The sequence below is a fragment of the Agromyces capsici genome (assembly GCF_058349965.1).
Map to the genome: position 1 here is coordinate 2,022,893 of NZ_JBYRET010000001.1, position 25,341 is coordinate 2,048,233.

At 71.3% G+C, this 25,341-nt stretch carries 16 protein-coding genes; 11 read left to right on the forward strand and 5 right to left on the reverse strand.

Going from position 1 to position 25,341, the window contains the following annotated elements; all coding sequences use genetic code 11:
• Positions 1-64: 64 nt before the first annotated feature.
• Positions 65-538 (forward strand): NUDIX hydrolase, encoded by a 474-nt coding sequence (locus AC3RKB_RS09545; RefSeq protein WP_491435843.1) that lies wholly within the window; start codon positions 65-67, stop codon positions 536-538.
• Positions 539-588: 50 nt separating this feature from the next.
• Here the strand turns inward: AC3RKB_RS09545 and AC3RKB_RS09550 are convergent, their stop codons facing one another.
• From AC3RKB_RS09550 to AC3RKB_RS09560, 3 genes are read right to left on the reverse strand one after another with little or no spacing between them, the layout of a single operon-like run.
• Entirely contained in the window at positions 589-1,518 is a 930-nt protein-coding gene (locus AC3RKB_RS09550) for an ROK family protein (RefSeq protein WP_491435844.1), read from the reverse strand.
• 27 nt (positions 1,519-1,545) lie between these two features.
• On the reverse strand, positions 1,546-2,121 hold the full coding sequence (locus tag AC3RKB_RS09555) for a GNAT family N-acetyltransferase (RefSeq protein WP_491435845.1): 576 nt from the start codon (positions 2,119-2,121) through the stop codon (positions 1,546-1,548).
• Between the two features lie 29 nt (positions 2,122-2,150).
• The gene (locus AC3RKB_RS09560; RefSeq protein WP_491435846.1) at positions 2,151-3,203 is read right to left on the reverse strand and encodes a LacI family DNA-binding transcriptional regulator; all 1,053 of its coding nucleotides are present in this window, start codon (positions 3,201-3,203) and stop codon (positions 2,151-2,153) included.
• Positions 3,204-3,386: 183 nt separating this feature from the next.
• Here AC3RKB_RS09560 and AC3RKB_RS09565 point away from each other — a divergent pair, with 183 nt between their 5' ends.
• From AC3RKB_RS09565 to AC3RKB_RS09590, 6 genes are all read left to right on the forward strand, one after another.
• Positions 3,387-5,492 (forward strand): beta-galactosidase, encoded by a 2,106-nt coding sequence (locus tag AC3RKB_RS09565; protein WP_491435847.1) that lies wholly within the window; start codon positions 3,387-3,389, stop codon positions 5,490-5,492.
• A gap of 43 nt (positions 5,493-5,535) precedes the next feature.
• Positions 5,536-6,888, forward strand: coding sequence for an ABC transporter substrate-binding protein (locus AC3RKB_RS09570; protein ID WP_491435848.1), 1,353 nt, complete (start codon positions 5,536-5,538; stop codon positions 6,886-6,888).
• A 70-nt stretch (positions 6,889-6,958) separates the two neighbouring features.
• The gene (locus AC3RKB_RS09575; RefSeq protein ID WP_491435849.1) at positions 6,959-7,948 is read left to right on the forward strand and encodes a carbohydrate ABC transporter permease; all 990 of its coding nucleotides are present in this window, start codon (positions 6,959-6,961) and stop codon (positions 7,946-7,948) included.
• A complete protein-coding gene (locus tag AC3RKB_RS09580; RefSeq protein ID WP_491435850.1) occupies positions 7,945-8,871 on the forward strand; it encodes a carbohydrate ABC transporter permease in 927 nt (308 codons plus the stop codon). The genes AC3RKB_RS09575 and AC3RKB_RS09580 overlap by 4 nt, the downstream gene beginning before the upstream one ends.
• On the forward strand, positions 8,868-10,874 hold the full coding sequence (locus tag AC3RKB_RS09585) for a beta-galactosidase (RefSeq protein ID WP_491435851.1): 2,007 nt from the start codon (positions 8,868-8,870) through the stop codon (positions 10,872-10,874). Before AC3RKB_RS09580 ends, AC3RKB_RS09585 begins: the two co-directional genes overlap by 4 nt.
• Before the next feature lie 249 nt (positions 10,875-11,123).
• Complete coding sequence (locus AC3RKB_RS09590; RefSeq protein ID WP_491435852.1) at positions 11,124-13,301, forward strand: CotH kinase family protein; 2,178 nt, start codon at positions 11,124-11,126, stop codon at positions 13,299-13,301.
• A 79-nt stretch (positions 13,302-13,380) separates the two neighbouring features.
• On the opposite strand, the gene AC3RKB_RS09595 is transcribed toward AC3RKB_RS09590, so the two are convergent.
• Both AC3RKB_RS09595 and AC3RKB_RS09600 read right to left on the reverse strand, forming a co-directional pair.
• The gene (locus tag AC3RKB_RS09595; RefSeq protein WP_491435853.1) at positions 13,381-14,913 is read right to left on the reverse strand and encodes a multicopper oxidase family protein; all 1,533 of its coding nucleotides are present in this window, start codon (positions 14,911-14,913) and stop codon (positions 13,381-13,383) included.
• Positions 14,897-15,370: a hypothetical protein gene (locus tag AC3RKB_RS09600; RefSeq protein ID WP_491435854.1), complete on the reverse strand. Its 474-nt coding sequence runs from the start codon at positions 15,368-15,370 to the stop codon at positions 14,897-14,899. The genes AC3RKB_RS09595 and AC3RKB_RS09600 overlap by 17 nt, the downstream gene beginning before the upstream one ends.
• A gap of 196 nt (positions 15,371-15,566) precedes the next feature.
• On the opposite strand from AC3RKB_RS09600, the gene AC3RKB_RS09605 reads away from it, so the two are divergent.
• From AC3RKB_RS09605 to AC3RKB_RS09620, 4 genes are all read left to right on the forward strand, one after another.
• Positions 15,567-17,636, forward strand: a complete 2,070-nt coding sequence (locus tag AC3RKB_RS09605) for a sensor histidine kinase (protein ID WP_491435855.1) — start codon at positions 15,567-15,569, stop codon at positions 17,634-17,636.
• Between the two features lie 19 nt (positions 17,637-17,655).
• A complete protein-coding gene (locus AC3RKB_RS09610; RefSeq protein WP_491435856.1) occupies positions 17,656-19,719 on the forward strand; it encodes a sensor histidine kinase in 2,064 nt (687 codons plus the stop codon).
• Positions 19,712-20,407: a response regulator transcription factor gene (locus AC3RKB_RS09615; RefSeq protein ID WP_491435857.1), complete on the forward strand. Its 696-nt coding sequence runs from the start codon at positions 19,712-19,714 to the stop codon at positions 20,405-20,407. The genes AC3RKB_RS09610 and AC3RKB_RS09615 overlap by 8 nt, the downstream gene beginning before the upstream one ends.
• A gap of 291 nt (positions 20,408-20,698) precedes the next feature.
• Positions 20,699-25,297, forward strand: a complete 4,599-nt coding sequence (locus AC3RKB_RS09620; RefSeq protein WP_491435858.1) for a family 43 glycosylhydrolase — start codon at positions 20,699-20,701, stop codon at positions 25,295-25,297.
• Positions 25,298-25,341: the final 44 nt, after the last annotated feature.

Consider the following 25,341-nt stretch of genomic DNA (forward strand, 5'->3'; position numbering starts at 1 on the left):
CCGGCGCGACGAACGGCGGGACGCGGCCAGCGGCGGGACGCGCGAGGGGGCATAGGGTGGCGCCATGCCCACGCCCGAGTTCGTGCTCGACCTCCGTCGCCACGTCGGCACGGCTCCGCTGCCGCTGGTCGGCGTCACCGCGGTGATCCTGCGCGGTGACGAGGTGCTGCTCGGCCGCCGCTCCGACACCGGGGCGCTCACGCCGATCACCGGCATCGTCGATCCCGGCGAGGAGCCCGCCGTCACCGCCCGACGCGAGGCGCTCGAGGAGGCCGGCGTCGAGATCCGCGTCGACGCGCTCGCCTGGGTGCACCAGGTGCCCCGCGTCACGTACCCGAACGGCGACCAGGCCGACTACCTCGACCTGACGTTCCGGTGCACGTGGCTGGCCGGCGAGCCGTACTCGGCCGACGGCGAGATGGTCGACCTCGCGTGGCATCCGCTCGCCCGCCTCGACGGGATGGCCGCGGAGCACCGGGAGCGCGTGCGCGCCGCCACGGTCGCGGGCGGTGCCGCGCGCTTCGCCGGCGGAGGCTGAGCCGACGGCGGTGCAGCCCGGCGCCCAGCCCGCCTCGCGGAAGGCCGGCGTCAGGCGTCGTGCACGAGCAGCGCGGCGCCGACGAGCGGCGCAGCGTCGCCGAGCTCGGCCGGCACGACCCGCATCTCGGCGGCCGCCGGCAGCACCGCGGCTCGGCGTGCAGCCGCCTCGACGAGCGGCAGGTAGTCGTCGGCGACGTGCGAGAAGCCGCCCCCGACGGCCGCGGTGCGGAGGTCGAGCAGCGCCGCGTAGCCCGCGATGGCCTGCCCGACCGCGTCGGCCGAGCGGTGCACGGCGCGCACGGCGACGGGGTCGCCCGCGCGGTAGTCGGCGGCGAGTCGCCGGCCGTCGGTGCCCGCCCAGCCCTGCTCGTTCGCCCACCGCACGGTCGCCGGCCCGGAGGCGACGCCCTCGACCGTCGCGTCGACCGGGTCGACCGGGTCGGGTCGACGCACCCAGACCTGGCCGACGTGACCGGCGTTGCCGGTGTCGCCGCGGATGACGCGACCGTCGACCACGATGCCGCCGCCGATGCCCGTCGAGACCACCATCGCGATGCCGTTGCGCACCCCGCGGAGCGCGCCGAACCGCAACTCGGCGAGGGCGATGCACGTGCCGTCGAGCGCGACCCGCACGGGCGCGCCCGCGGCGAGGCCCTCGACCGCCGGGACCAGCGGGAACTCGCGGATGCCCGGCAGGTTGAGCGGCGAGATGCGCGTGCCGTCGCCCAGGAGCGGCCCGGCGGTGCCGATGCCGATGCCGACGACGCGGTGGGCCGGCCCCGCGGCATCCATCGCGGGCCGGCACACCGACGCGATCGCGGCGGTGAAGGTCTCGGGCGTCTGGCCAGGCCCGGTGGGGGCGCGATGGCGGCTGCCCGGCACGATCCGGCCACGGGGGTCGACGAGCGCGGCGTCGACCTTCGTGCCGCCGATGTCGACGGCGACCGCCACCTCGATCGGCGCGTCATGCATGCTCATGCGTCGATCTTCGCGCCTGCACGCCGGTCAGCGCAGGTCGAGCCGCATGAGCACGCGCGGGAAGCCGCCCACCATCGAGTCGGTGTCGGCCGCCTTGGCGAACCCGGCGCGCTCGAACAGCGACCGCGTGCCGACGTAGGCCATCGTCAGGTCGACATTCGCCCCGCGGTTGTCGACCGGGTAGCCCTCGATCGCGGGCGCGCCGTACGAGCGCGCGAACTCGACGGCCCCGGCGAGCAGCTGGTGCGAGATGCCCTGCTTGCGATGGCCCGGCCGCACGCGGATGCACCACACCGACCACACGTCGAGGTCGTCGACGTGCGGGATCTTCCGGCTGGTGGCGAAGCTCGTGTCGGCGCGCGCGTGGACCGCCGCCCAGCCGACCACCTCGTCGCCGTCGTACGCGAGCACGCCCGGCGGCGGACTCTGCCGCACGAGCTCGGCGACGCGTTCGCCGCGCGCCGGGCCGCGCAGCGCGAGGTTCTCCCTCGACGACATGAGCCGGTAGCTCAGGCACCAGCACACGTTCGCATCGGGCCGTTTGGGGCCAACGACGGCCGCGACGTCGTCGAAGCCGGACGCGGGGCGGACCTCGATCGTCATGCGCCCATCGTGCCGACGGCCTCCGACATTCACCGCCCGTCGCGCGCCGGCCCGGTGGAGCTGCGGACGACCAGCCGCGGCTCCGGCACCGCGGGTGGGGCCTCGTCGGTGCCCTCGATCTGCGCGATGAGTCGCAGCACGGATGCCCGCCCCTGGGACTCGAAGTCGATGCGGACCGTCGTGAGCGGCGGATCGAAGTAGGCGGCCTCGGGGATGTCGTCGATGCCGACGACGCTGATGTCGTCGGGGATCCGGATCCCGCGCTCCTTCAGCGCGAGCATCGCTCCCAGTGCGGTCTGGTCGTTGGCGGCGACGATCGCCGTCGCGTCGGGGAGCTCCGGCAGTCGCGCGATCGCCTCGTAGCCCGACTTCGCCGACCAGTCGCCGGGCAGGACGCCGACCGCTTCGAGGCCTCGGGCCTCGAGCTCGGCGTGGTAGGCGACGACGCGGTTGCGCGCGGCCGACCACATCTGCGGGCCGGCGATGTGGAGGAATCGCCGGTGCCCCAGGCCGGCGAGGTGGGCGATGAGCGCCGGAACGCCGACCTTCGTCAACGCGGTGCGAGGGTTGCCCTCGGCGTCGTCGAGTTCGGCGTCGATGAAGACGGGCACGCGGAAGGCGGTGGTCTCGAAAGCGCGGGTCATCTCGTCGGTCGACGACAGCGCGAGCACGCCCGCGAGGCTGTGCTGCGTGATGAGCTCGAGGGACTCCTCGACCGCTCGCGGGTCGGCCGCGTCGAGCGAGACGAGGTCGAGCACGTAGCCGCGTTCGCGTGCGGCGGCGCTCGCCCCCTCGGCGACCCGGCTCGGGCCGACGTTGGAGAGTTCGTGCGTGAGCGCCCCGATCCGATGCGAGCGGCCGGACTTCAGGCTGCGGGCGGTCAGGTTCGGCCGGTAGCCGAGCTCGTCGAGGGCTCGGACGACCTTCTCGCGGGTCTCGGGGCGGATGCCCTCGAAGCCCTTGAGGAAGCGGCTCACGGTCTGGTGCGACACCCCGGCGGCCCGGGCGACGTCGTAGATCGTCGCGGGCTTCATTGGCCGTGGCGGGGGAGCCGGTTTCAGGGGAGCTGCGCTCTCGCTCATCCCACGATCCTCCCCGACCGGCGTCGGGCCCCTCGACGCCCGGAGGGGGGCCATTCGTCACGATCACGAAACAGTGCTTGACAATTCGATGTTATCGGCAACATCCTATTCCCAAACGGATGTTATCGGAAACATTCACGCATCGAACTCGACTGCCACGCCTACGACGGAGTACGCATCACGATGACCGACCCCCAGCCCGCGACGAGCATCGACGGCATCCTCTTCGGCGCCGCGTACTATGCCGAGTACCACCGCGAGGAGCGCACCGAGGCCGACCTCGACCTGATGACCGCGGCCGGGTTCACCGTCATCCGCGTCGGCGAGTCCGTCTGGTCCACCTGGGAGCCTCGCGACGGCGAGTTCGACCTCGACTGGCTGCAGCCGGTGCTCGACGGCGCACACGAACGCGGCATCGCGGTCGTCCTCGGCACGCCCACCTACGCGGTGCCGCCGTGGCTGCAGACCGCGTACCCGGAGATCGCCGCCGAGCGGCGCACCGGCGAGCGCGTGCCGTGGGGGGCCCGCCAGGAGGTCGACTACTCGCACCCGGCCTTCCGGTTCCACGCCGAGCGGGTCATCCGCGCCGTGATCGCACGGTACGCCGACCACCCCGCCGTCATCGGCTACCAGGTCGACAACGAACCCGGCATGGAGCTCTTCCACAACCGCGGCTCCTTCCAGCGGTTCGTGCGGCGGCTGAAGGAGAAGTACGGCGACGTCGAGACGCTGAACCGCGAATGGGGTCTGACCTACTGGTCGCACCGCCTCTCCGACTGGTCCGACCTGTGGACTCCCGACGGGAACACGCTGCCGCAGTACGACCTCGCCTGGCGGCGCTACCAGGCCGACCTCACGACCGAGTTCATCGCCTGGCAGGCCGAGATCGTGCGCGAATACGCGAGTCCTGCGCAGTTCGTCACGACCTGCATCGCCTACCCTCGGCCGGCGCTCGACGACGAGGCACTCGTCGACGCGCTCGACATCACGGCCGGCAATCCGTACTACGCGATGCAGGACCACCTCGATGCGACACTCGACCTGGAGCCGGTGACGCACTGGACCACGTCGGGCGTCGCGGCGATGTTCCGCCAGGCCGACCGGCTCTACTCCTCGAAGCAGTCGCGGTTCCTCGTGACCGAGACCGACGCCCAGTCGATCGGCGGATCGGAGTTCAACCTCCCGCCGTACCCCGGCCAGCTGAGGCAGGCCGCATTCGCGTTCATCTCGCGCGGTGCGGCGATGATCGAGTACTGGCACTGGCACACGCTGCCCTACGGCACCGAGACCTACTGGGGCGGCGTCATCCCGCACAGCCTGCAGCCGGGGCGCGTGTACCGGGAGCTCGCCGACGTGGGCGCCGACCTGCGGGCGATCGGGGGTGCGCTCGACGGGTTCGAGCCTGATGCCGACGTCGCGATCCTGTGGTCGAACGACAGCCGCTTCGCGCTCGAGTTCTTCCCCCCGTTGTCCACGCCGGCTGGCGCGCCCGATCGCGCGTCCTACCAGCGCATCGTCGACGCGTTCCACAGGGGGGTGATCGACGCCGGTGCGCAGGCGCGGATCCTTCACGTCGGCCAGGCGCGCGAGATCGGTGCGGAGGCGCTCGCCGCGCGGTTCCCCGTGCTCGTCGCGCCCGGTCTGTACGCCGCATCCGATGACGACCTCGACCTGCTGCGCGAGTACTCCGCGGCGGGCGGGCATCTCGTGATCGGCATCCGCACGGGGTACGGCGACGAGGAGGCTCGCGCCCGCGTCGAGGTCGCGCCTGCCCGCCTGGCCGAGGCTGCGGGCGTCCACTACGAGGAGTTCTCGAACCTCCGCGCCGACCTCGCCGTGATCCCGACCGAGCCGTTCCAGACGAGGGCGGATGCCGCGGCGCGCCTCTGGGCGGACGGGCTCATCGCGGACGGGGCCGGGGTGCTCGCACGCTACGAGCACCCGCGGTTCGGCGACTTCCCCGCGATCACGACCAACGCGCACGGCTCGGGCCGCATCACCGTCGTCGGCACCGTGCCCTCGCCCGCGCTCGCCGCCGACCTGATCCGGTGGGCCGTGCCGGCACCCGTCGCCGACGAGCTCGCGTCCGACCGCGCGCTGCCCGTGACCGTGTCATCCGGTCACACCGCGCAGGGGCGACGCGCCTGGTTCGTCTTCAACTGGAGCGGGACTGACACCGCCATCACGCTCGACCGCGACGTCACCGACGCGGTCACCGCCGCCGCGCATGCGGCCGGCACCGAACTCCCGCTCGAGGCATGGTCGACGCTGACCCTGCTCGACGGGTGAGGCGACCGGATCCACCGTCGCCCTGGAGAAGAGGAAGAAGGACATGAGGAACGCACCAAGAACCGCGCTGGCCCTCGGCGCCGGCGCCGTCGCCACAGCACTGGTCCTTTCCGGCTGCGCGCCCGGCGGCGGAGACGATGCCGGGCCCACCGAGGAGATCACCGACGAGCAGCGCGAAGAGGCCCTCAGCACGCCGACCGAGCTCACGTTCTGGACGTGGGTGCCCGACATCGAGAACGAGGTCGCCCTCTTCGAGGAGGCGTACCCGGCGATCGACGTCACGGTCGAGAACGTCGGCCAGGGCCTGCCCCACTACCAGAAGCTCCGCAGCGCCATCGAGGCGGGCGAGGGCGCACCGGATGTCGCGCAGGTCGAGTACCAGTACATCCCCTCGTTCGTGCTGAGCGAGTCGCTGCTCGACCTGTCGCCGTACGGGGCGGGCGAGATCGAGGACGACTACGTCGGCTGGGCCTGGAACCAGGTCTCGCCCGACGACGAGGTCTGGGCCATCCCGCAGGACGTCGGCCCGATGGGCAACCTGTACCGTGAGGATCTCCTCGGGCAGGCAGGCATCACCGAGCCGCCGGCGACGTGGGAGGCGTATGCCGAAGCCGCGCGAGCGGTGAAGGACTCGACCGGTTCGTACATCTCGAACCTCGGCGCGACGCAGGCCGGCCAGATGATCGGCTTCTTCTGGCAGGCCGGAGTCAAGCCGTTCGGCTACGACGGCGCCGAGACGGTCACCATCGACGTCAACAGCGACGAGGCCAAGGAGGTCGCCTCGTACTGGACCGACCTGATCCAGCAGGACCTGATCTCGACCGACGTCGACTTCAACGACCAGTGGTACCAGGGCCTCGCGAGCGGCAAGTACGCGGGCTGGCTGACCGCCGCGTGGGGCCCCGTGTTCCTGCAGGGCACCGCCGAGGGCACGTCCGGACTCTGGCGCGCGGCGCCGCTGCCGCAGTGGGCGGATGGCGAGAACGTCTCGGGCAACTGGGGCGGATCGTCCGACGCCGTGCTCGCGTCGAGCGAGAACCCCATCGCCGCGTACGAGCTCGCGAAGTTCATCAACCACGACGAGGAGTCGGCGCTGATGCTCGCGACGGAGCAGTTCCTGTACCCGCCGCAGAACTCGGTGCTCGAGAACCCCGACTTCATCGACCAGGAGTCGGAGTTCTACGGCGGCCAGCAGGTCAACAAGCTGTTCGCCGAGATCTCGGAGACCGTCGACACCGACTTCCAGTGGCTGCCGTTCATGGAGTTCGTGTACTCCAGCTACGAGGAGACGATGGGCACCGTGATCGCCGACAAGGGCGACATCGCCGCCGCGCTCGACGAGTGGCAGGACCAGCTCGTCGGCTATGCGGAGGACCAGGGCTTCACCGTCGAGTGAGGTCTCGGGCGCCCGTCGCCGCACGACGGCGGGCGCCCGCACCCTTCCGCACAACGAGTCAGGAGTCGACGTGTCCGCATCACCGGCACTCAGCGCCGAGCGCCATCCCGCCACCGCCCCGCCCGCCCGCCGCCACAGTTCGACGAAGCGCAAGCAGCGCATCGCCGCCTACCTGTTCATCCTCCCGTTCTTCGTCGTGTTCATCACGATGCTCGTGATCCCGCTCGTCTACGCGGGATACCTGAGCCTGTTCGAGAGCAAGCTCATCGGCGGCGAGGTCTTCGCCGGGCTCGCCAACTACGTGCGGGCGCTGCAGGACTCCGCGTTCCTCGCGAGCCTCGGCCGGATGGGCCTGTTCTTCATCATCCAGGTGCCGATCATGCTGGGACTGGCGCTGCTCTTCGCGCTCGCGCTCGACAGCGGCCGCGCCCGCGGAGCGCGCAGCGTGCGCCTGCTCGTGTTCATGCCCTACGCCGTGCCCGCCGTCGTCGCGACCCTCATGTGGGGCTACCTCTACGGCCCCGACTTCGGGCCGATCGCGCAGATCGCTCGAGCGCTCGGATGGGGCACGCCCGAGTTCCTGACCCCCGAGAACATCCTCGGCTCGATGATGAACATCGTCACGTGGGAGTTCGTCGGCTACAACATGATCATCATGTACGCGGCGCTCCGCTCGATCCCGAGCGACCTGTACGAGGCAGCCGAGATCGACGGCGCGGGGCAGTTCCGCATCGCGTGGAGCATCAAGATCCCCGCCATCCGGCCCGCGATCATCCTGACCGTGATCTTCTCGATCATCGGCACCTTCCAGCTGTTCGCCGAGCCGAGCCTGCTGAACGCGATCGCGCCCGACGCGATCACGAACTCCTTCACGCCGAACTACTACGCGTACAACCTGGCGTTCCTCAACCGGGAGCTGAACTACGCGGCGGCGATCGCGTTCCTGCTCGGCATCGTGATCGCCGTGCTGTCGTACGTGTTCCAGATCGCAACCGAGCGCCGTGAACGCAAGCCGCTGACCGAGAAGATCATGGCGGCAGAAGGACGGATCCTGCCATGACCTCGCTCGAGACCCGCGCCGCCGTGACGGCAGGTGCCCCGAAGGCCGCCCGACGCAAGGCACGCCGATTCGACCCCGAGAAGCGGCGCAGCACGCTGCTGACGGTGCTGCTCTGGCTCGGCGTGCTGTACTTCATCCTTCCGCTCTGGTGGTTGTTCGTCTCGTCGACCAAGGACAACGAGGCGCTGTTCTCGACGTTCGGGCTGTGGTTCGGCGGCGACCTCTCGCTGTGGGAGAACCTGCAGACGCTGTTCACGGTGCGGGGCGGCATCTTCGCGCGCTGGCTGCTGAACACCATCGCGTACGCGGTCGCCGCGGCGATCGGCGCGACGCTCCTGTCGGCGATGGCCGGCTACGCGTTCGCGAAGTACGACTTCCCGGGCCGCACGGCGCTGTTCAGCGCGACGCTCGGGGCGATCATGATCCCGTTGACCGCACTCGCGCTGCCGACGTACCTGCTGTTCTCGCAGGCGGGACTGACCAACACGCCGTGGGCGGTCATCATCCCGTCGCTCGTGAGCCCGTTCGGCGTGTACCTCATGCGGGTCTACTCGGCCGACGCGATCCCCGACGAGCTGATCGAGGCCGCGCGGGTCGACGGTGCGGGCGAGTTCCGCATCTTCTGGCAGGTGGGGCTGCGGCTGCTCGGCCCGGCGCTGGTCACCGTGTTCCTGTTCTCGCTCGTCGCGACGTGGAACAACTACTTCCTGCCGCTGATCATGTTGAACAGCTCCGACCTGTACCCGATCACGGTCGGCCTCGCGCAGATCCAGGCGGCCGCGTCGGCCGGCGGCGGGTCGCAGGCCCTGTTCTCGACGGTCATCACCGGATCGTTCGTGTCGATCGTGCCGCTGATCATCGCGTTCCTGTTCCTGCAGCGGTACTGGCAGAGCGGCCTGACCACCGGGAGCGTGAAGGGATGACCATGAAGTACGGAGGCGACTACAACCCCGAGCAGTGGCCGCGGGAGGTGTGGGACGAGGACGTGCGGCTGATGCAGCGCGGCGGGGTCAACCTTGCGACGGTGGCCGTGTTCTCGTGGGCCCGCCTCGAACCCCGGCCCGGCGAGTACGACTTCGGATGGCTCGACGACGTGCTCGACACCCTGCACGCCGGTGGTTTACGGGTCGACCTCGCCACCGCGACCGCCTCGCCGCCGCCGTGGCTGGCCAGACTGCACCCCGAGACCCTCCCGGTCACCGAGGAGGGCGTGCGCCTCGCGGTCGGCAGTCGCCAGCAGTACTGCCCGAGCTCGCCCGTCTACCGCGAGCGCGCCCGGCGGCTGGTCGACCGCATGGTCGAGCGGTACGCCGGCCATCCGGCACTGGAACTCTGGCATGTGAACAACGAGTACGGATGCCACGTCAGCCGCTGCTACTGCGACGTGTCGGCCGCGGCGTTCCGCACCTGGCTCGAGGCGCGGTACGGCACGGTCGAGGAGCTCAACCGCGCCTGGGGCACCGCGTTCTGGTCCCAGCGGTACGACGCGTTCGACGAGGTCGAGCCGCCGCGCGCGGCGCCGACGTTCCGGAACCCGACGCAGCTGCTCGACTTCGACCGGTTCTCGAGCGACGAGCTGCTCGCGTGCTACCTGGCCGAGGTCGAGGTCATCCGGGCGAGTTCCGACGTGCCGATCACGACGAACTTCATGGGCTTCTTCAAGCCGGTCGACTACTGGGAGTGGGCGCGGCACGTCGACGTGGTGTCGGATGACACGTATCCCGACCCCGCCGACCCGGACTCGCCGGCGTACGCGGCGATGGTCCGCGACCTCATGCGCTCGCTCGGCGGCGGCGCGCCGTGGCTGCTCATGGAGCAGTCGCCGAGCGCCGTGAACTGGCGGGCGCGCAACGCGCCGAAGGCGCCGGGCATGATGCGGGCGTGGTCGTACCAATCCGTGGCCCGGGGCGCCGACGGCATCCTGTTCTTCCAGTGGCGGCAGTCGGCCGCCGGCTCTGAGAAGTTCCATTCGGGGATGGTCCCGCACGGCGGCACCGACACCCGGGTGTGGCGCGAGATCGAGCAGCTCGGCGGCGAGCTCGCGCGGCTCTCCGGGCCCGACGGAGGGGTCGAGGGCATGCGCGTGCCCTCGTCGGTGGCGATCGCCCTCGACTGGGACAGCTGGTGGGCGATCGAGCAGCCGGCGTCGCCGACCTCGGTGTCGTACCTGCAGATCCTCTTCGCGTGGCATCGCGCGCTGAGCTCGTTCGGCCACGCGGTCGACTTCGTGCGCGCGGACGGCGACCTGTCGGCGTATCGCGTCGTCGTTGCGCCGGCGCACTTCGTGGTGACCGACGCGCAGGCGGCGAACCTGGCGTCGTTCGCCGAGCCGGGCGGCGCGCTCGTCGTCGGCTTCGGCACCGGGATCACCGACGAGCATCTGCACGTGCGACTCGGTGGATACCTCGGCGAGCCGCTGCGGCGGGCGCTCGGCGTGCGGATCGAGGAGTTCGCACCGCCTGCTGGGCCGGATCTGGGCAATGACGGCACGGCTCCGCCGCCGCCCGTCGCCCTCGACGGAGCGCTGCTCGGCACCGAGGCGGCCGGTACGGCGTGGGCGGAATTCGTTCGCTCCGACGATGCCGAGACGCTCGCGACGTTCGCGGAGGGGGCACTGTCCGGGTGGCCCGCCGTGACCCGCCGGCCCGCCGGCGCCGGAACGGCCTGGTACGTGGCGACCCTGCCCGACCCCGACGCGCTGAACCGGCTCGCCGAGCACGTGCTCGCGGACGGCGGCGTGGGAACGCCCACGCCCGTCGCCTCCGGCGCACACGTCGAGGTGGTGAACCGCGGGGGCCTGACGTTCGTGATCAACCACGGCGCGGATGACGCGACGATCTCGGTCGACGGCGTCGACGTGCTCAGCGGCGCCGTGGCGTCCGGCCTGGTGCTGGCGCCGCAGGGGGTGGCCATCGTGCGCAGCTGAGTCCCGTGGTGCTCTCCGCGGCGGTCGCGACGTGAACGTGCCGATGCCCCTGACACCACGAGCACGAGATCGCGTCTGCACCCCCAGTACGGGGGCGTACTCGGACCAAGGGCCCTGTGGCGCAGCTGCGACATGGCTATGCTCCCGTCCACGGCGAGCAGCGGCCGCTGAGCGCCGAGGCTCGGACGCACGAAGACGTGCGGAGCGGGAGGGATCATGTATCGCGGACGACGAGGCATCCTGACCGCGATGGTCGCCCTGGCACTGGTGTCGCCACTCGCGGCGTCGCCGGCTTTCGCCGAGGGGGTCGTCGGGGAGACGCAGGTCACGGAGGCGGCGCTCGCCGCGCCGGTCACCGACCTGCCCCATATCTCGATCCAGCTTCCGGAAGGCTACGGCCTGGAGGATCTCTACGCGTCGAAGGACGAGGTCCCGGTCGACCCCGACACCGAACCGCACGCCGTCCTCGACCTCTCCGATCCGGGCGACCCGGCGAACGACCTCGCCGGTGCGACGCTCGAGGAGATCAAGAGTCGCGGGAACTTCACGTGGACGCTCGACAAGAAGCCGTTCCAGATCAAGTTCGACGACTCGACCCCGATCCTGGGCATGCAGGCCGCGAAGACGTGGATCCTCCTCGCGAACCACGCCGACACCGCGCTCCTGCGCAACAAGGTCGCCTACGACCTGGCGGCGGACTTCGGGCTCCCGGGTTCGCCGGACAGCCGGTTCGTCGACCTCACGATCGACGGCGAGTTCCTCGGCAACTACCTGCTCACCGAGAAGGTGGAGGTCAAGACGAACCGGCTCGAGATGCAGGATCCCGGCGGCATCATGCTCGAGCTCGACCTCAACTACGGTCTCGAGGAGGACTTCAACTTCTACACCGACATCAGCAACTCGCTCTTCGTGCTGAAGGACGCGGTCGAGGACGTGGACGACCCGCTGGCGCCGCCCCTCGCCGAGGCGTACGCCGACATCCAGGACTACCTGAACGAGTTCGAGTCCTACCTGTACGCGGCCGATCCCGACTGGTCGAAGATCAGCTCGATGATCGACGTCGAGTCGTTCATCAAGTACCACTTCGTGTTCGAGGTCGCGGCGAACCCCGAGATCCCGAGGTCGTCCGTGTTCTTCTGGAAGGACGGTGCGGGCGACGTGCTGCACGCGGGTCCGGTCTGGGACTTCGACAGCGCCTTCGCGAGCTACACCATCGAACGGCTCGGCGGTGACCCGGTCCAGGACTACGTGCGCAACTCGAAGGCCCTGCGCGGTGCGGGCAATGACTGGTTCGCGCAGCTCTTCCGCAATGAGGAGTTCGTGCAGCTCGTGCACGACGTGTACGAGCAGGAGCTCGAGCAACTCGTGAACGCGCTTCCGACGCGGATCGACGGCTACGCCGCCGAGATCCAGCAGTCCGCCGAGGCGAACTTCGCGCGCTGGGACGATGTGCTCGGTGAACCGTCGGTGTTCGGATCGAACGGGCACGTCGTCGCCGACACGTGGCAGGGGGAGGTCGAGTACTTGCGCGACTGGGTCGCGACCCGTGTCGCGCATCTCGCGGACTCGTACGGCGCGGACACGCCGATCATGCGGTACTCGGCGCACGTCGCGCAGCTCGGCTGGCGCCCCGCCTTGACGTCCGGCCAGATCGCCGGCACGCTCGGCCAGTCCCTGCGGCTCGAGGCGCTCGACCTGTCGATGTTCGGCAACGGATTCGACGGCTCCTTCGAGAGCAACTCGCATGTGCAGAACGTCGGCTGGAGCGGATGGAGGGACGACGACGCGCTCGTCGGCACCACGGGGCGTGCCCTGCGGCTCGAGGCCGTGCGGCTCAGGCTGACCGACGAACTGTCGACCCTGTACGACGTCTCGTACCGCGCCCACGTCCAGAACATCGGCTGGATGGGCTGGGTGGAGAACGGCGCGGTGGCCGGCACGGTCGGTCAGTCGCTCCAGATCGAGGCGATCCAGGTGCGGCTGCTCGAGAAGTCCGAACCGATCGAGGATCCCTCGGTGGAGTACCGTGCACACGTCGCGAACATCGGCTGGATGGAGACGGTGGCGGACGGCCAGACCGCCGGCACCACCGGACGCTCGCTCGCGATGGAGGCGCTCCAGGCCGAGGTCGTCGACACGGGGCTCTCGGGTGACCTCGAGTACCGCGGTCACGTGCAGATGATCGGCTGGATGCCGTGGACGGATTCCGACGACTACATCGGGACGGTCGGGCAGTCCAGGCGCCTCGAAGCGGTGCAGATCAGGCTCACGGGCGAGCTCGCGGAGCAGTACTCGATCCGATACCGCGCCCATGTCCAGGACATCGGCTGGCAGTCGTTCGTCGCCGACGGGCAGACGGCCGGAACCACCGGGCAGTCCCGGCGGGTGGAGGCGATCCAGATCGAACTCGTCCCGAAGGGACCGTGACTCGGAACCCGCTCGAACGTCGCGGGTGCTCGGCTGAGCCGTGCACCCGCGACGTCTCGTCGCGACCGCGGCCATCCCCTCACTCGGGCCGGTTTCCCGCCGCCCCATCGATCGTGAATCGCGTCGTGACGCCCTCGTACATGACGTGAGCGACGAGGCCGTCGACGGCGTGCGGCAGCGTGTGGCAGTGGTCGCTCCAGATGCCCGGGTTGTCGGCGACGAATGCGATGTCGTACGTCTCGCCGGGGTGCACGTCGAGCGAGTCGACGATCCAGGGGCTGCCGGATGCCGGGACGCCGTCGCGTGAGAGCACCACGACATGGTGCCCGTGCAGGTGCATGGGATGCACGTCGCCCGAGTGGTTCTCGATGCGCATGGCGACCACGTCGTCTTCGCGCACGTGGAACATCGGCACGTCGGGGAACATGCGCCCGTTGATCGTCCAGAAGTTGCCGGGGCGGCCGTCGATGATCCCGAAGCGGCGCGCGATCACGTAGTCGTAGGTGAGCTCGGGTGCGGTCGGGTCGAAGTCGAGCGGGGCGGGGCTGCCGTAGGCGAGCAGGTCGAGGGTGTCCGCCGGCTGGCGTGCGGGCGGGACGGATGCCTCGGGGGAGGCCGCGTCGACGACGAGCACGCTGCGCGCGCCGCCGACGTGCAGGCGCACGGCATCGCCGGTCGCGGGCGCCTGCACCGCGACATCCGCTCGCCCGCCGGCGGGGACGAGCAGGCGCTGATCGCGGACCTCGCCGGGCTCGTGCACGTCGCGGCCGTCGATCGCGAGCACGCGGTAGGGCGCGGCCGACCAGACGGCGGCCGTGCCCTGGTCGGTGTTGACGACACGCACGCGCACCGTCTCGCCCGGGGCGGCGTCGACGCGCTCGTCGGCGACGCGGCCGTTCAGCGTGTGCCGCCCGCCGTACACGTGCAGCAGTGCGGTGACGTCGACGTCGGCCGCGGCATCCGCCGGCGACGACGCCGGGTCGATCACGATCGCGCCGAGGAGGCCCCGCAGCACCTGGTCGTGCGACATCTGGTGCGAGTGGTACCAGTACGTTCCCGCGTCGTCGGCCACGAACCGGTAGACGTGACGGCCGCCGACGGGTACAGCATCCTGCGTGATGCCGGCGACGCCGTCGGCCGCGTTCGGCACGTCGATGCCGTGCCAGTGCAGCGTCGCGCCATCCGCCACCGACTCGTTCACGAGCGTCACCTCGACGAGGTCGCCCTGCGTCGCGCGGATCTCGGGGCCGGGCGACGTGCCGTTCACGGTGTACCCGTCGATGCGGCGGCCACCGGTCACGTCGATCGGCTCCTGCCGCACGACGAGCTCGACGCGCACGTCGGCGGGGCGGTCGGGATCGGCGGCGAGCGAGGTCACGTCGACCGCCGCCGACGAACTCGCGACACCGGATGGCGCGCCCGCGCCCGCGCCCGCCGCGACGGGGCCGGGCTGCCCGTGGCCGCCGTGCCCGTGCGCATCGCCGGCGCCCATGTCCATCACCGAGTACTCGCCGAGGAGCGTGGAGCTCCACGCGAGCGCGCCGGCCCCCATCGCGGTCGCGACCGCGACGCCGACGACGACGCGCCGCAGGAACTCACGCCGCGACGGCATCGGTGCTCGCCTCCTCGGGGGCGACGGTGCGCTCCGTCGCGCGTCGCATCCGAAGGGCCGCGAACGACGCGGCGGCGACGACGGCCAGGGCGTTCGCCCCGTGGATCAGCCCGAGGTACGGCACGTCGGTGATCGAGAAGCCGAGGGTCACCTGCAGCGCGACGAGCCCGAGCACGATCGCCGCCCAGAGCGTGGCGCCGCGGACGCGCACGAGGAACGACACCACGAGGAGCGCGAGCGCGACCAGCGGGATGAGCACGCCGCCGACGACGCCGTGGATCAGGAACCCGACCTCGCCCACGCCGGCGGCCTGGAAGCTCTCGAGCAGGGCCTTGTCGACGACGCCGCCCTCCGAGACCAGGTTCAGCATGCCGCCGAACGCGAACGCGATCGCGGCGGCCTGGACGACGACGGCTCCGGCGACGGTCCACGCGAGACCGGTGTAGAGCGTGCGCATGATGCCTTCTCCTTCGTGCGGCGCCGGTCGGCGGCATCCGCTCGACCCTCACGTTCGCCGACGGCGGCAGAGGCCGGAACCCAGCGAACCGGATGCCGCGTGGCGGCGTGCCGCACATCGCATGGAGGGAAACCGCTAAGGGATGCCGGGGACATCCCTCTCCCGCGGTCCCGATCGGGGGGAGGACCATGGGAGTGTGCTCCGCAGATGGGGATGGTTCGCGACCCTGGCGCCGATCGGGGCGGCGTCGGTGGCGTACGTCGTGGTCGTCCGCGGATTCGTCGCCGGCGACACCGTCCAGGGCCTCGTGTGGCCGCTGCTCGGCATCCTGCCGCTGTTCGTCTTCGGGATCTGGCTGCTCACCGTGTCGACCTCGCGCTCGGCGCTGTACATCGCGTGGACCGGGACCGCGATCGCCGTCGGCACGGCGATCGACACGTTCATGGCCTCCGGTGGGGACGCCCTGCCGGAGGACTGGTTCGCGGTGGTCACGGGCATCCGGCTGACGATCGACGCCGTCGCCTCCGCCGCGTTCATCAGCATGTTCGCGACGTTCCCGACGGGCATCCCCGAGGCACGGTGGCAGCGCGTCGCCGTCTGGTTCATCTGGGTGCCCGTCGTGGTCGCCCCGCTCTCGCTGATCGTCAGCCCGAGCATGCTCATCCCGGCGTTCCACGAGGTGCCCGCGAACGAGATCCCGAACCCGTTCGCGGTGCCCGCGCTCGCATGGGCGGCACCCGCCGTCGAGTGGGTCCTCGTCCGGTGGCCGGCGGTGTTCGTGGGGTTGGCGGTGCTGATCTCACGGGCCTTCTTCGGGGAGCCGGCCCTGCGGGCGGGACTCCGCCTCATGACCTGGGTCGTGCTCGTGCTCGTCGTCATCTGGCCGCTCTGGAACGCGGTGCCGAACCCGCTGCTCGAGATCGCGGTGTTCGCGAGCCTGGCCGCCATCCCGATCGCGGCGGTCCACGGCATCCTGCGCTACGGCGCCTTCGACCTCGCCCCGGGCGCCCGGGCCCAGTTCGTCGCGCGGTCCTCCACCGTGCTCATCACCGTCCTCTACGGGATCGCCGTCGCCGCCCCGGCACTGCTGCTCGTGGACCGGCTGACCGTGATCGGCGCCGTGCTGCTCACGACGATCGTCGCCGTCGTCCTCCTGCCGTTCCGCGCCTGGCTGCAGCGACGCATCCGCCGCCTCGTCTTCGGCGACCGCGAACGGCAGTTCGGGATGCTGAGCGAGCTCGGCGTGCGCCTCGAGCAGGCCGGGGAGCCGCGCGAGCTGCTGTCGCGGCTGGCGGCGGCTGTGCGCGGCGGGCTCGACGCGTCGTGGGTGCGCATCGTCCTGGCCGGGCCCGACGGACCGGTCGCCGAGTCGTCCGCGGGCGCGGCGGCCGACGCACGCGGCGACCCCGTCGAGACGGTCGACCTCGTGCACGCCGACGATGCGCTCGGACGCATCGAGATCGGGCCGCGACGCCGCGGCGAGTACAGCGACGCCGAGCGCACGGTCCTGCGCACGGTCGCGGGGCAGGCCGCGGCATCCGTCGCCAACCTGCGTCTCACCGCCCGGCTGGCCGAGCAGCTCGACGAGCTGACCGCGTCGCGCGAGCGCCTCGTCGCCGCGCAGGACGACGAGCGTCGCCGCCTCGAGCGCGACCTGCACGACGGCGTCCAGCAGACGGTGGTCGCGCAGATCGCCGGGCTCCGGCTCGCTCGGAACCGGCTGGAACGCGGCGAGCTCACGACCGACGACCTCGCCGAGCTGCAGGACCAGGCTCGCGAGACCCTGACCGACCTGCGGGAGGTCGCCCGCGGCATCCACCCGCCCGTGCTCAGCGACAACGGCCTCGTCGCGGCCGTCGAGTCGGGCGTCACGCGCTATCCCATCCCGCTCGCCGTCGAGGCCGACGACGCGGTGCGGGCCGAACGGTACGGCGAGGATGTCGAGGCCACCGCGTACTACGTGGTGCGCGAGGCGCTCGCGAACACGGCGAAGCACGCCGGCGCGACCCATGCGTCGGTGGGGCTCTCGCGCGACGACGGGCACCTCCGCATCGCGATCGCCGACGACGGGCGGGGCATCGATCCGGTCGGGGCGGGCTCGGCGTCCCACGGGGGGCTCGTGAACATCCGCGACCGGGTCGCCGCGCTGCGCGGCACGATGACGGTCGGGGCGAACCGGCCGTCGGGGACGCGCGTCGTCGTCATGCTGCCGATCGATCCCCGGCGCGGGACGATCGCCGAATCGGAGGAGGCCGGCATTGGCTGAGCCGCTCGACAGGAGGACGATGGGGACCGTGGAGCGCAGGTGGGTGTGCCTGGCGACGCTCGGCCCGATCGGGGTCGCGAGCCTGGTCTACGTCGTCGTCGTCCTCGGATTCCTCGTGGGCGGCTCCGCCGACCACGGGCTCGCCTGGCCCCTCCTCGGTGCGCTGCCGCTCTTCGTCTTCGGCATGTGGCTGCTCACCGTGTCCTCGGCACGGATCGCCCTGTTCATCGCGCTCGGCGCGACCGCGATGCTCGTCGGCTCGGCCTACGAGACGTTCATCCAGGTCAACCCGGAGGTGCTCGTCGAGCCGTGGTTCCCGCTCGTCAACGTGGTCGGCCTCACCGCCGACGCGGTGGCGACCTCGACGCTCCTGATCGTGTTCGCCACGTTCCCCGACGGGGTGCCGGAGCGGCGCTGGCAGCGCGTGGCGGTCGCCTTCCTCTGGCTCCCGGTGCTCTCGGGGCCGCTGACCCTGCTCACGACGCCCTACGTCGTCATGTCGCCGTACGCCGGCGTCAGCGGCGAGGCGATCCCGAATCCCTTCGTCGTGCCGTGGCTCGAGTGGGCGGCGCCGCTGGTGCACGCGCTGTTCGTCCAGGCATGGCTGGCCGTCGCGCTCGGCCTCACGGTGCTCGCCTCTCGCGCACTGTTCGGCGCGCCGGAGGTGCGCGCCCGCACCCGGGTCATGGCCCTTGCGGTCGGCGGCGCCATCGTGGCGTTCCTGCTGTGGACGTTCGTGCCGGGCCTGTGGGGCGTCGAGCTGCTGGTCTACGCCTCGATGCTCGCCATCCCCGTCGCCGCGATCCACGGAATCCTCCGCTACGGCGCGTTCGACATCCGGGGCGGCGATCGCAACGTCCGAGTGGAGCGCTCGTCGAACCTCCTCATCACCGTGCTCTACGCCGCCGCCGTGGCCACCCCCGCGATCCTGCTCGCGCCCCCGCTCAGGACCGTGGCCGCGGTCCTCATCACGACGCTCGTCGCCGTGCTCCTGCTTCCAGTGCGCGGCTGGGCGCAGCAGCGCCTGCACCGTGCGCTCTTCGGCGACCGCGAGCGCCAGTTCGGCATGCTCAGCGAGCTCGGCGAGCGTCTCGAGCAGGCGGGCGAACCGCGCGAGCTGCTCGCCCACCTGGCGGGTGCCGTCCGCGACGGGCTCGACGCGTCGTGGGTCCGCATCAGCCAGGCCGGGCCGGATGGCGCGCTCGCCGCGTCGTCGGCGGCGTCGGCCGGCGACGTGGCCGGGGCGCCATCGCTCTCGGTCGACCTGGTCCACGCCGACGAGACCCTCGGCCGGATCGACGTGGGGCGCCGCCGCCTCGGGGAGTACAGCGAGGCCGAGCGCACGCTGCTGCGCACGGTCGCAGGGCAGGCCGCGGCATCCGTCGCCAATGTGCGACTCACGGCACGACTCGCCGAGCAGCTGGAGGAGCTGACGGCGTCGCGCGAGCGCCTCGTCGCCGCGCAGGACGACGAGCGGCGGCGCCTCGAGCGCGACCTGCACGACGGGATCCAGCAGAACGTGGTCGCGCAGATCGCCGGGCTCCGGCTCGCGCGCAATCGGCTGGAGCGCGGCGAACTGACGCCCGAGGAGCTCGCCGAGCTGCAGGACCAGGCCCGCGAGACGTTGACCGACCTGCGCGAGCTCGCGCGCGGCATCCACCCGCCGGTGCTGAGCGACAACGGGCTCGTGGCGGCGGTCGAGTCGGGCGTCGCGCGGTTCCCGATCCCGCTGACGGTCGAGGCGGATGCCGCGGTGCGCGCCGAGCGATACCCCGACGACGTCGAGACCACCGCCTACTACGTCGTGCGCGAGGCGCTCGCGAACACCGCGAAGCACGCGGGTGCGACGCATGCGTCGGTCGGGCTCTCCCGGTCGAACGGCCACCTCGTGATCGCGATCACCGATGACGGGCGGGGGTTCGCCGCGCCCGCCGTGGCCACGGCGGCATCGCACGGCGGCCTCGCGAACATCCGCGACCGGGTCGCCGCATTGCGCGGCACCGTGCAGGTGACGCCGGCCGACCCGTCGGGCGCCGGGACGACCGTCCTCGTCGACCTGCCCGTGGGGGAGCGCGATGGCTGACCCGGGCATGCTGCGCGTCGTCATCGCCGAGGACAATTACCTCGTCCGCGAGGGAGTCCGGCGGCTCCTCGAGGATTCGGGCGAGGTCGAGGTGATCGCCGGGACCGGGGACGCGACGGAACTGCTGGACGCCGTGCGCCGGATGTCGCCCGATGCGGTGCTCACCGACATCCGGATGCCGCCCGGCCACCACATGGAGGGCATCGAGGCGGCACGTGCCATTCGCGCCGCGCACCCCGACACGGGTGTCGTCGTGCTCTCGCAGCACGCCGACGAGAGCTACGCGCTCGCGCTGTTCGCCGACGGCTCGGCCGGGCTCGGGTACCTCCTGAAGGACCGCATCGGCGACCTCGAGGACCTGGTGCACGCGCTGCGCGAGGTGCGCGCCGGCGGGTCCGTGATCGACCCGCAGATCGTCGACACGCTCGTGCGACGACGCAGCGCCTCGGCGTCGAGTCCGCTCGCCGCGCTCTCGCCCCGGGAACTCGAGGTGCTGCGCGAAATGGCGCGCGGCCGCACGAACGCGGGGATCGAGCAGGCACTGTTCCTGTCGTCGTCGACCGTCGAGAAGCACGTCAACGCGATCTTCACGAAGCTGCGGCTGCCCGAGACCGGCGTGCACCGGCGTGTCGCCGCGGTGCTGGCGTTCCTGCAGGACGGCGGCGGCAGCGGCGGGCCCGCCGACTGATCGGCGCCCCCTCGCGACTCCCGTCTTCGTGCGGGTGCTACCCGCCGGAAGACGGGAATCGCGGGCGGCACGCGCGCCGAGGGCCGGGGGCGATGCGCGGCCGCGCCGGCTGGACGCCGCAGCGATTGTGAGGGTTCACATCAGCATGCCGAAGCGGGCGACGTTGTCCGCTCCCATTGCATCATGCTCGCGCTGAAACATGTTGTGCGGTCGAATTGTGAGCGATAACATCACGGCTTGACACTGTCTGCGACCCGGCCGCGATGCCGGGACCGTCCGAAGGATGCCGCAATGAAGCCCACCATCGCTCGACGAACACTCGCGGGGGTGACCGCGGCGCTGGTCGGCGCCTCGGTCGTCCTCACCTCCACCCCGCCGGCGCTCGCCGCGGCCGACGACCGCCTGGTCGCCCACTACGCCCTCGACGAGACCTCGGGCACCGTCGCAGCCGACCTCTCCGGCAACGGCCGCGACGCGACGTTCATCGGCGGCGCGGCGCTCACCGGCGGTGAGGGCGTGCGGCTCGACGGCGTCGACGACCACGTGCGCCTGCCGAACAACCTGCTGGCCGGGCTGACCTCGATCACCGTGAGCACCGAGGTCCTCATCCGCCCCGACCAGGCGACCCCGTACTTCATCTACGGCATGGGCAACACGACGTCGGGCGCCGGCAACGGCTACCTGTTCTCGACGGGCAACGCGTACCGCTCCTCGATCGCGACCGGCAACTGGTCGACCGAGCAGACCGTCAACAGCGGCGCCAACCTCGCGCGCGGCGTCTGGAAGACCATCACCTACACGCTCGACGACGCGACGAACACGGCGCGCATCTACCTCGACGGCGTGCAGGTCGCGCAGAACACGAACGTGACGATCACGCCGGGCGCGATCGGCAACGGCACGACGACCGCCAACTACCTGGGCCGCTCGGTGTACACCGCCGACCGGACCCTCGCCGGCAGCCTCCGCGACTTCCGCATCTACGACACGGCGCTCTCCGCGGCAGAGGTCGCGGCGCTTTCTCCGAGCGCGCAGACCCGGGTCGACCGCGACCTCGCGGCGCTCGACCTCGGCGACCTGTCGGCGGTCGAGTCGGATGTCGCGCTGCCGACGACCGGCGTCAACGGGTCCGCTGTCTCGTGGCAGTCGAGCGACCCCGCGGTGATCTCGGCGACGGGCGCGGTGACCCGCCCCGCTGCATCCGCCGGCGACGCGACCGTGACGCTCACCGCGACGCTCTCGTCGGGCGACGCGACCGCGACCAAGGCCTTCGAGGCGACCGTGCCGGCCGAGGCCGACGACCAGAGCATCGTCGACGAGGCCGCCGCGGCACTCGCGATCGCGAACGTCGACGACGTGCGCGGCAACCTCACGCTCCCCGGCGTCTCCGCCGGCACCGAGATCGCCTGGGCCTCGTCCGACCCCTCGATCATCGGGACCGACGGCGTCGTGCAGCGACCCGCGGCCGACACCGAGGTCAGGCTCATCGCGACGGTGACCCGCAACGCGGCATCCGCCACCCGCGAGTTCGCCGCGACCGTGCGCGCGGCCGTCGACCTCGTCCCGCTCGAGGGGTACGCGTTCGCCTACTTCACGGGCAACTCGCTCGCGGGCGAGAACATCTACTTCGCCGCGAGCGAGGGCAACAACGCGCTCGACTGGACCGAGCTCAACGGCGGCCAGCCGGTGCTCACGTCGAAGTACGGCACGAAGGGCCTGCGCGACCCGTTCCTCATCCGCTCGCCCGAGGGCGACACGTTCTACCTCATCGCGACCGACCTCTCGATCGGCAGCGGCACGAGCTGGGACTCCTCGCAGCGCCAGGGCTCGCAGTACATCGAGGTGTGGGAGTCGCACGACCTCGTGAACTGGTCGGAGCAGCGGCACGTGAAGGTCTCACCCGACACGGCCGGCAACACGTGGGCGCCCGAGGCGTACTACGACGAGTCGATCAACGCGTACGTGGTGTTCTGGGCGTCGAAGCTCTACGCCGAGGATGACCCTGGCCACACGGGCAACACCTACAACCGCATGCTCTACGCCACGACCCGCGACTTCGTCACCTTCAGCGAGCCGCAGATCTGGCAGGACGGCATCTCGCGCATCGACTCGACCGTGATCAAGGCGGGCGACACCTACCACCGGTTCACCAAGGACGAGGGCGCGGGCACCACGGGCTGCAGCGACATCATCCAGGAGACCTCGACCGAGCTCCGCGCTCCGCTGACGGAGTGGACCATGATCGACTCCTGCATCGGCCGCGACGCCGGCACGAGCGCGGTCGAGGGCCCGACGGTGTTCCAGTCCAACCCCGGCGACGTCAACGGCGAGAAGACGTACCTGTTCGTCGACGAGTACGGCGGGCGCGGCTACATCCCGCTCGAGACCGCCGACATCGCCCAGCCCGACTGGAAGGTCTCGCCGCAGTACGACCTGCCAGCGAGCCCTCGCCACGGCACCGTGCTCCCGGTCACCGCGGCCGAGCTCGAGCGGCTCCATTCCGGTCCGCCGCCCGTCGAGTCCAACGAGGACGGCGAGATCGTCCGCTACGACTTCACCGACGGCTCGGGCACGGTCCTCGCCGACCGCTCCGGCAACGGCAAGGACGCCGCCATCGTCGGCGGCGCGACCTGGCAGGACGGCGGAGTGCTCCGCCTCGACGGCTCCGACGACTACGTCGACCTGCCCGACCACCTGCTGACGGGCGTCGAGGATGCCACGATCGAGGCCGAGGTGAAGATCGACCCCGCGCAGTCGGGCAACTACTTCATCTACGGACTCGGCAACACCGACGCATCCGGTGTCGGCAACGGCTACCTGTTCACGACCGGTGACTCGGCGTACCGCACGAGCCTCGCGTCGGGCAACTGGTCGACCGAGCAGACGGCGAACTCGGGGGCGGCGCTGCCGCGCGACCGCTGGGTGCACCTCACCTGGACGCTCCAGGGCACGACGGCGACGCTGTACCTCGACGGCGTGCAGGTCGCGCGCAACGCGAACGTGACGCTCGACCCCGGCGAGATCGGCGGCGGCAGCACGTTCGCCAACTCCCTCGGCCGCTCGCTGTACAACGCCGACGGCCGCTTCCGCGGCGAGTTCCGCGAGTTCGCGCTGTACGACCGGGCGCTCTCGCCGAGCGAGGTGCTCACCCGGTCGGGCAACACGGCGGCGCTCGCCGGCGTGAGCCTCGCCGAGCCCGACGCGCTCAAGATCGACCCGATCGTGAACGCGTCGGCCCGCACCGTGGTGTTCCCGGTCGTGCCGGGCACGGATGTCTCGGCGCTCGCCCCGGTCTTCGACACCGCCGATGGGGTCACCGCCTCGCCGGCGTCGGGCACCACGGTCGACCTCGCGGAGCCCGTCGAGGTCGTGCTCACGGCACCCGACGGCCCCGCCACGACCTGGACGTTCGAGGCGCGCGTCATGGCGAGCCCCGTGCTGCCCGGCCTGTACGCCGATCCGAACATCGCGGTGTTCGGCGACACGTACTACCTCTACGCGACCACCGACGGGTACCCCGGCTGGGGCGGCAAGGACTTCTACGCCTGGACGTCGAAGGACCTCGTCGACTGGGAGCGCTCGGCCGGGCCGATCCTCACGCTCGACGGCGCGAACGGCGACGTGCCGTGGGCGACCGGCAACGCGTGGGCGCCGACGATCATCGAACGCGACGGGAAGTACTACTTCTACTTCTCGGGACACAACGCGGCGCTGAACCGCAAGACCATCGGCGTCGCCGTGGCGGACCATCCGGCCGGGCCGTTCACCGCGCAGCCGACGGCGATGATCACGAACGGCGAGGCGGTGAAGTCGGGCCAGGCCATCGACCCGGCTGCCTTCCGCGACCCCGTGACCGGCAAGCACTATCTCTTCTGGGGCAACGGCAGCCCGGTCTACGCCGAGTTGAACGACGACATGGTCTCGATCAAGCCCGAGACGATCACGACCATCGCCGGGCTCACGTCGTACCGCGAGGGCACGTTCGTGAACTACCGCGACGGGATGTACCACCTCACGTACTCGATCGACGACACCGGCTCGGAGAACTACCGCGTCGGCTACGCGACCGCGACGAGCGTCGACGGTCCGTGGACCTACCGCGGCGTCATCCTGCAGAAGGACCTGTCGCTCGGCATCAAGGGAACGGGCCACAACTCGGTGCTCAACATCCCCGGCACCGACGACTGGGTGATCGCGTACCACCGGTTCGGGATGCCGGGCGGCGACGGCACGCACCGCGAGACGACGATCGACCGGCTCGAGTTCGGCGCTGACGGCCTGATGCAATCGGTGACGCCGACGCTCGAGAGCGTCGACCGGCAGGCCGTGGCGGACTCGGAACCGCTCGGCGTCGCCATCGGCGGACTCGCCGAGGTCGGCCAGACGCTCGCGGCAGCGGTCTCGGAGCCGTGGACGGCGACGTCGTACCGGTGGCTGCGTGACGGCGAGCCGATCGAGGGGGCGGATGGCGCGGAGTACGCGCTGACCGAGTCCGACGTGGGCGCGACCGTCGCGGTCGAGGTGACCGCGTCGAAGCCGCTCTGGAGCCCGGCCTCGGCGACGGCCCAGGTCGGCCCGGTCGCCGCGGAGCCCACCGCCCCCGTGCAACCGGATGCGCCGACGCTCACCCGAGGCGCGTCATCGCTCACGGTGCACTGGACCGCACCCGACGACGGGGGTCGGCCGATCACGGGCTACACCGTGACGCTCACCCCGCGCGGCACCGACCATCCGGTCGTGGTGAAGGAGGTCTCGGGCGCGTCGGTGATGGTGACCTTCGGCGACCTGCAGGTCGGCGCCAAGTACCGGGCGACGATCGTGGCGCACAACGAGGTCGGATCCTCGGCGGCATCGGCCCCGTCGGAGGAGGTGCAGGTGCGCAGGAAGTAGACCGCGACCGAGCGGCGGGGCGGGCTGCGGTCCGCCCCGCCGGA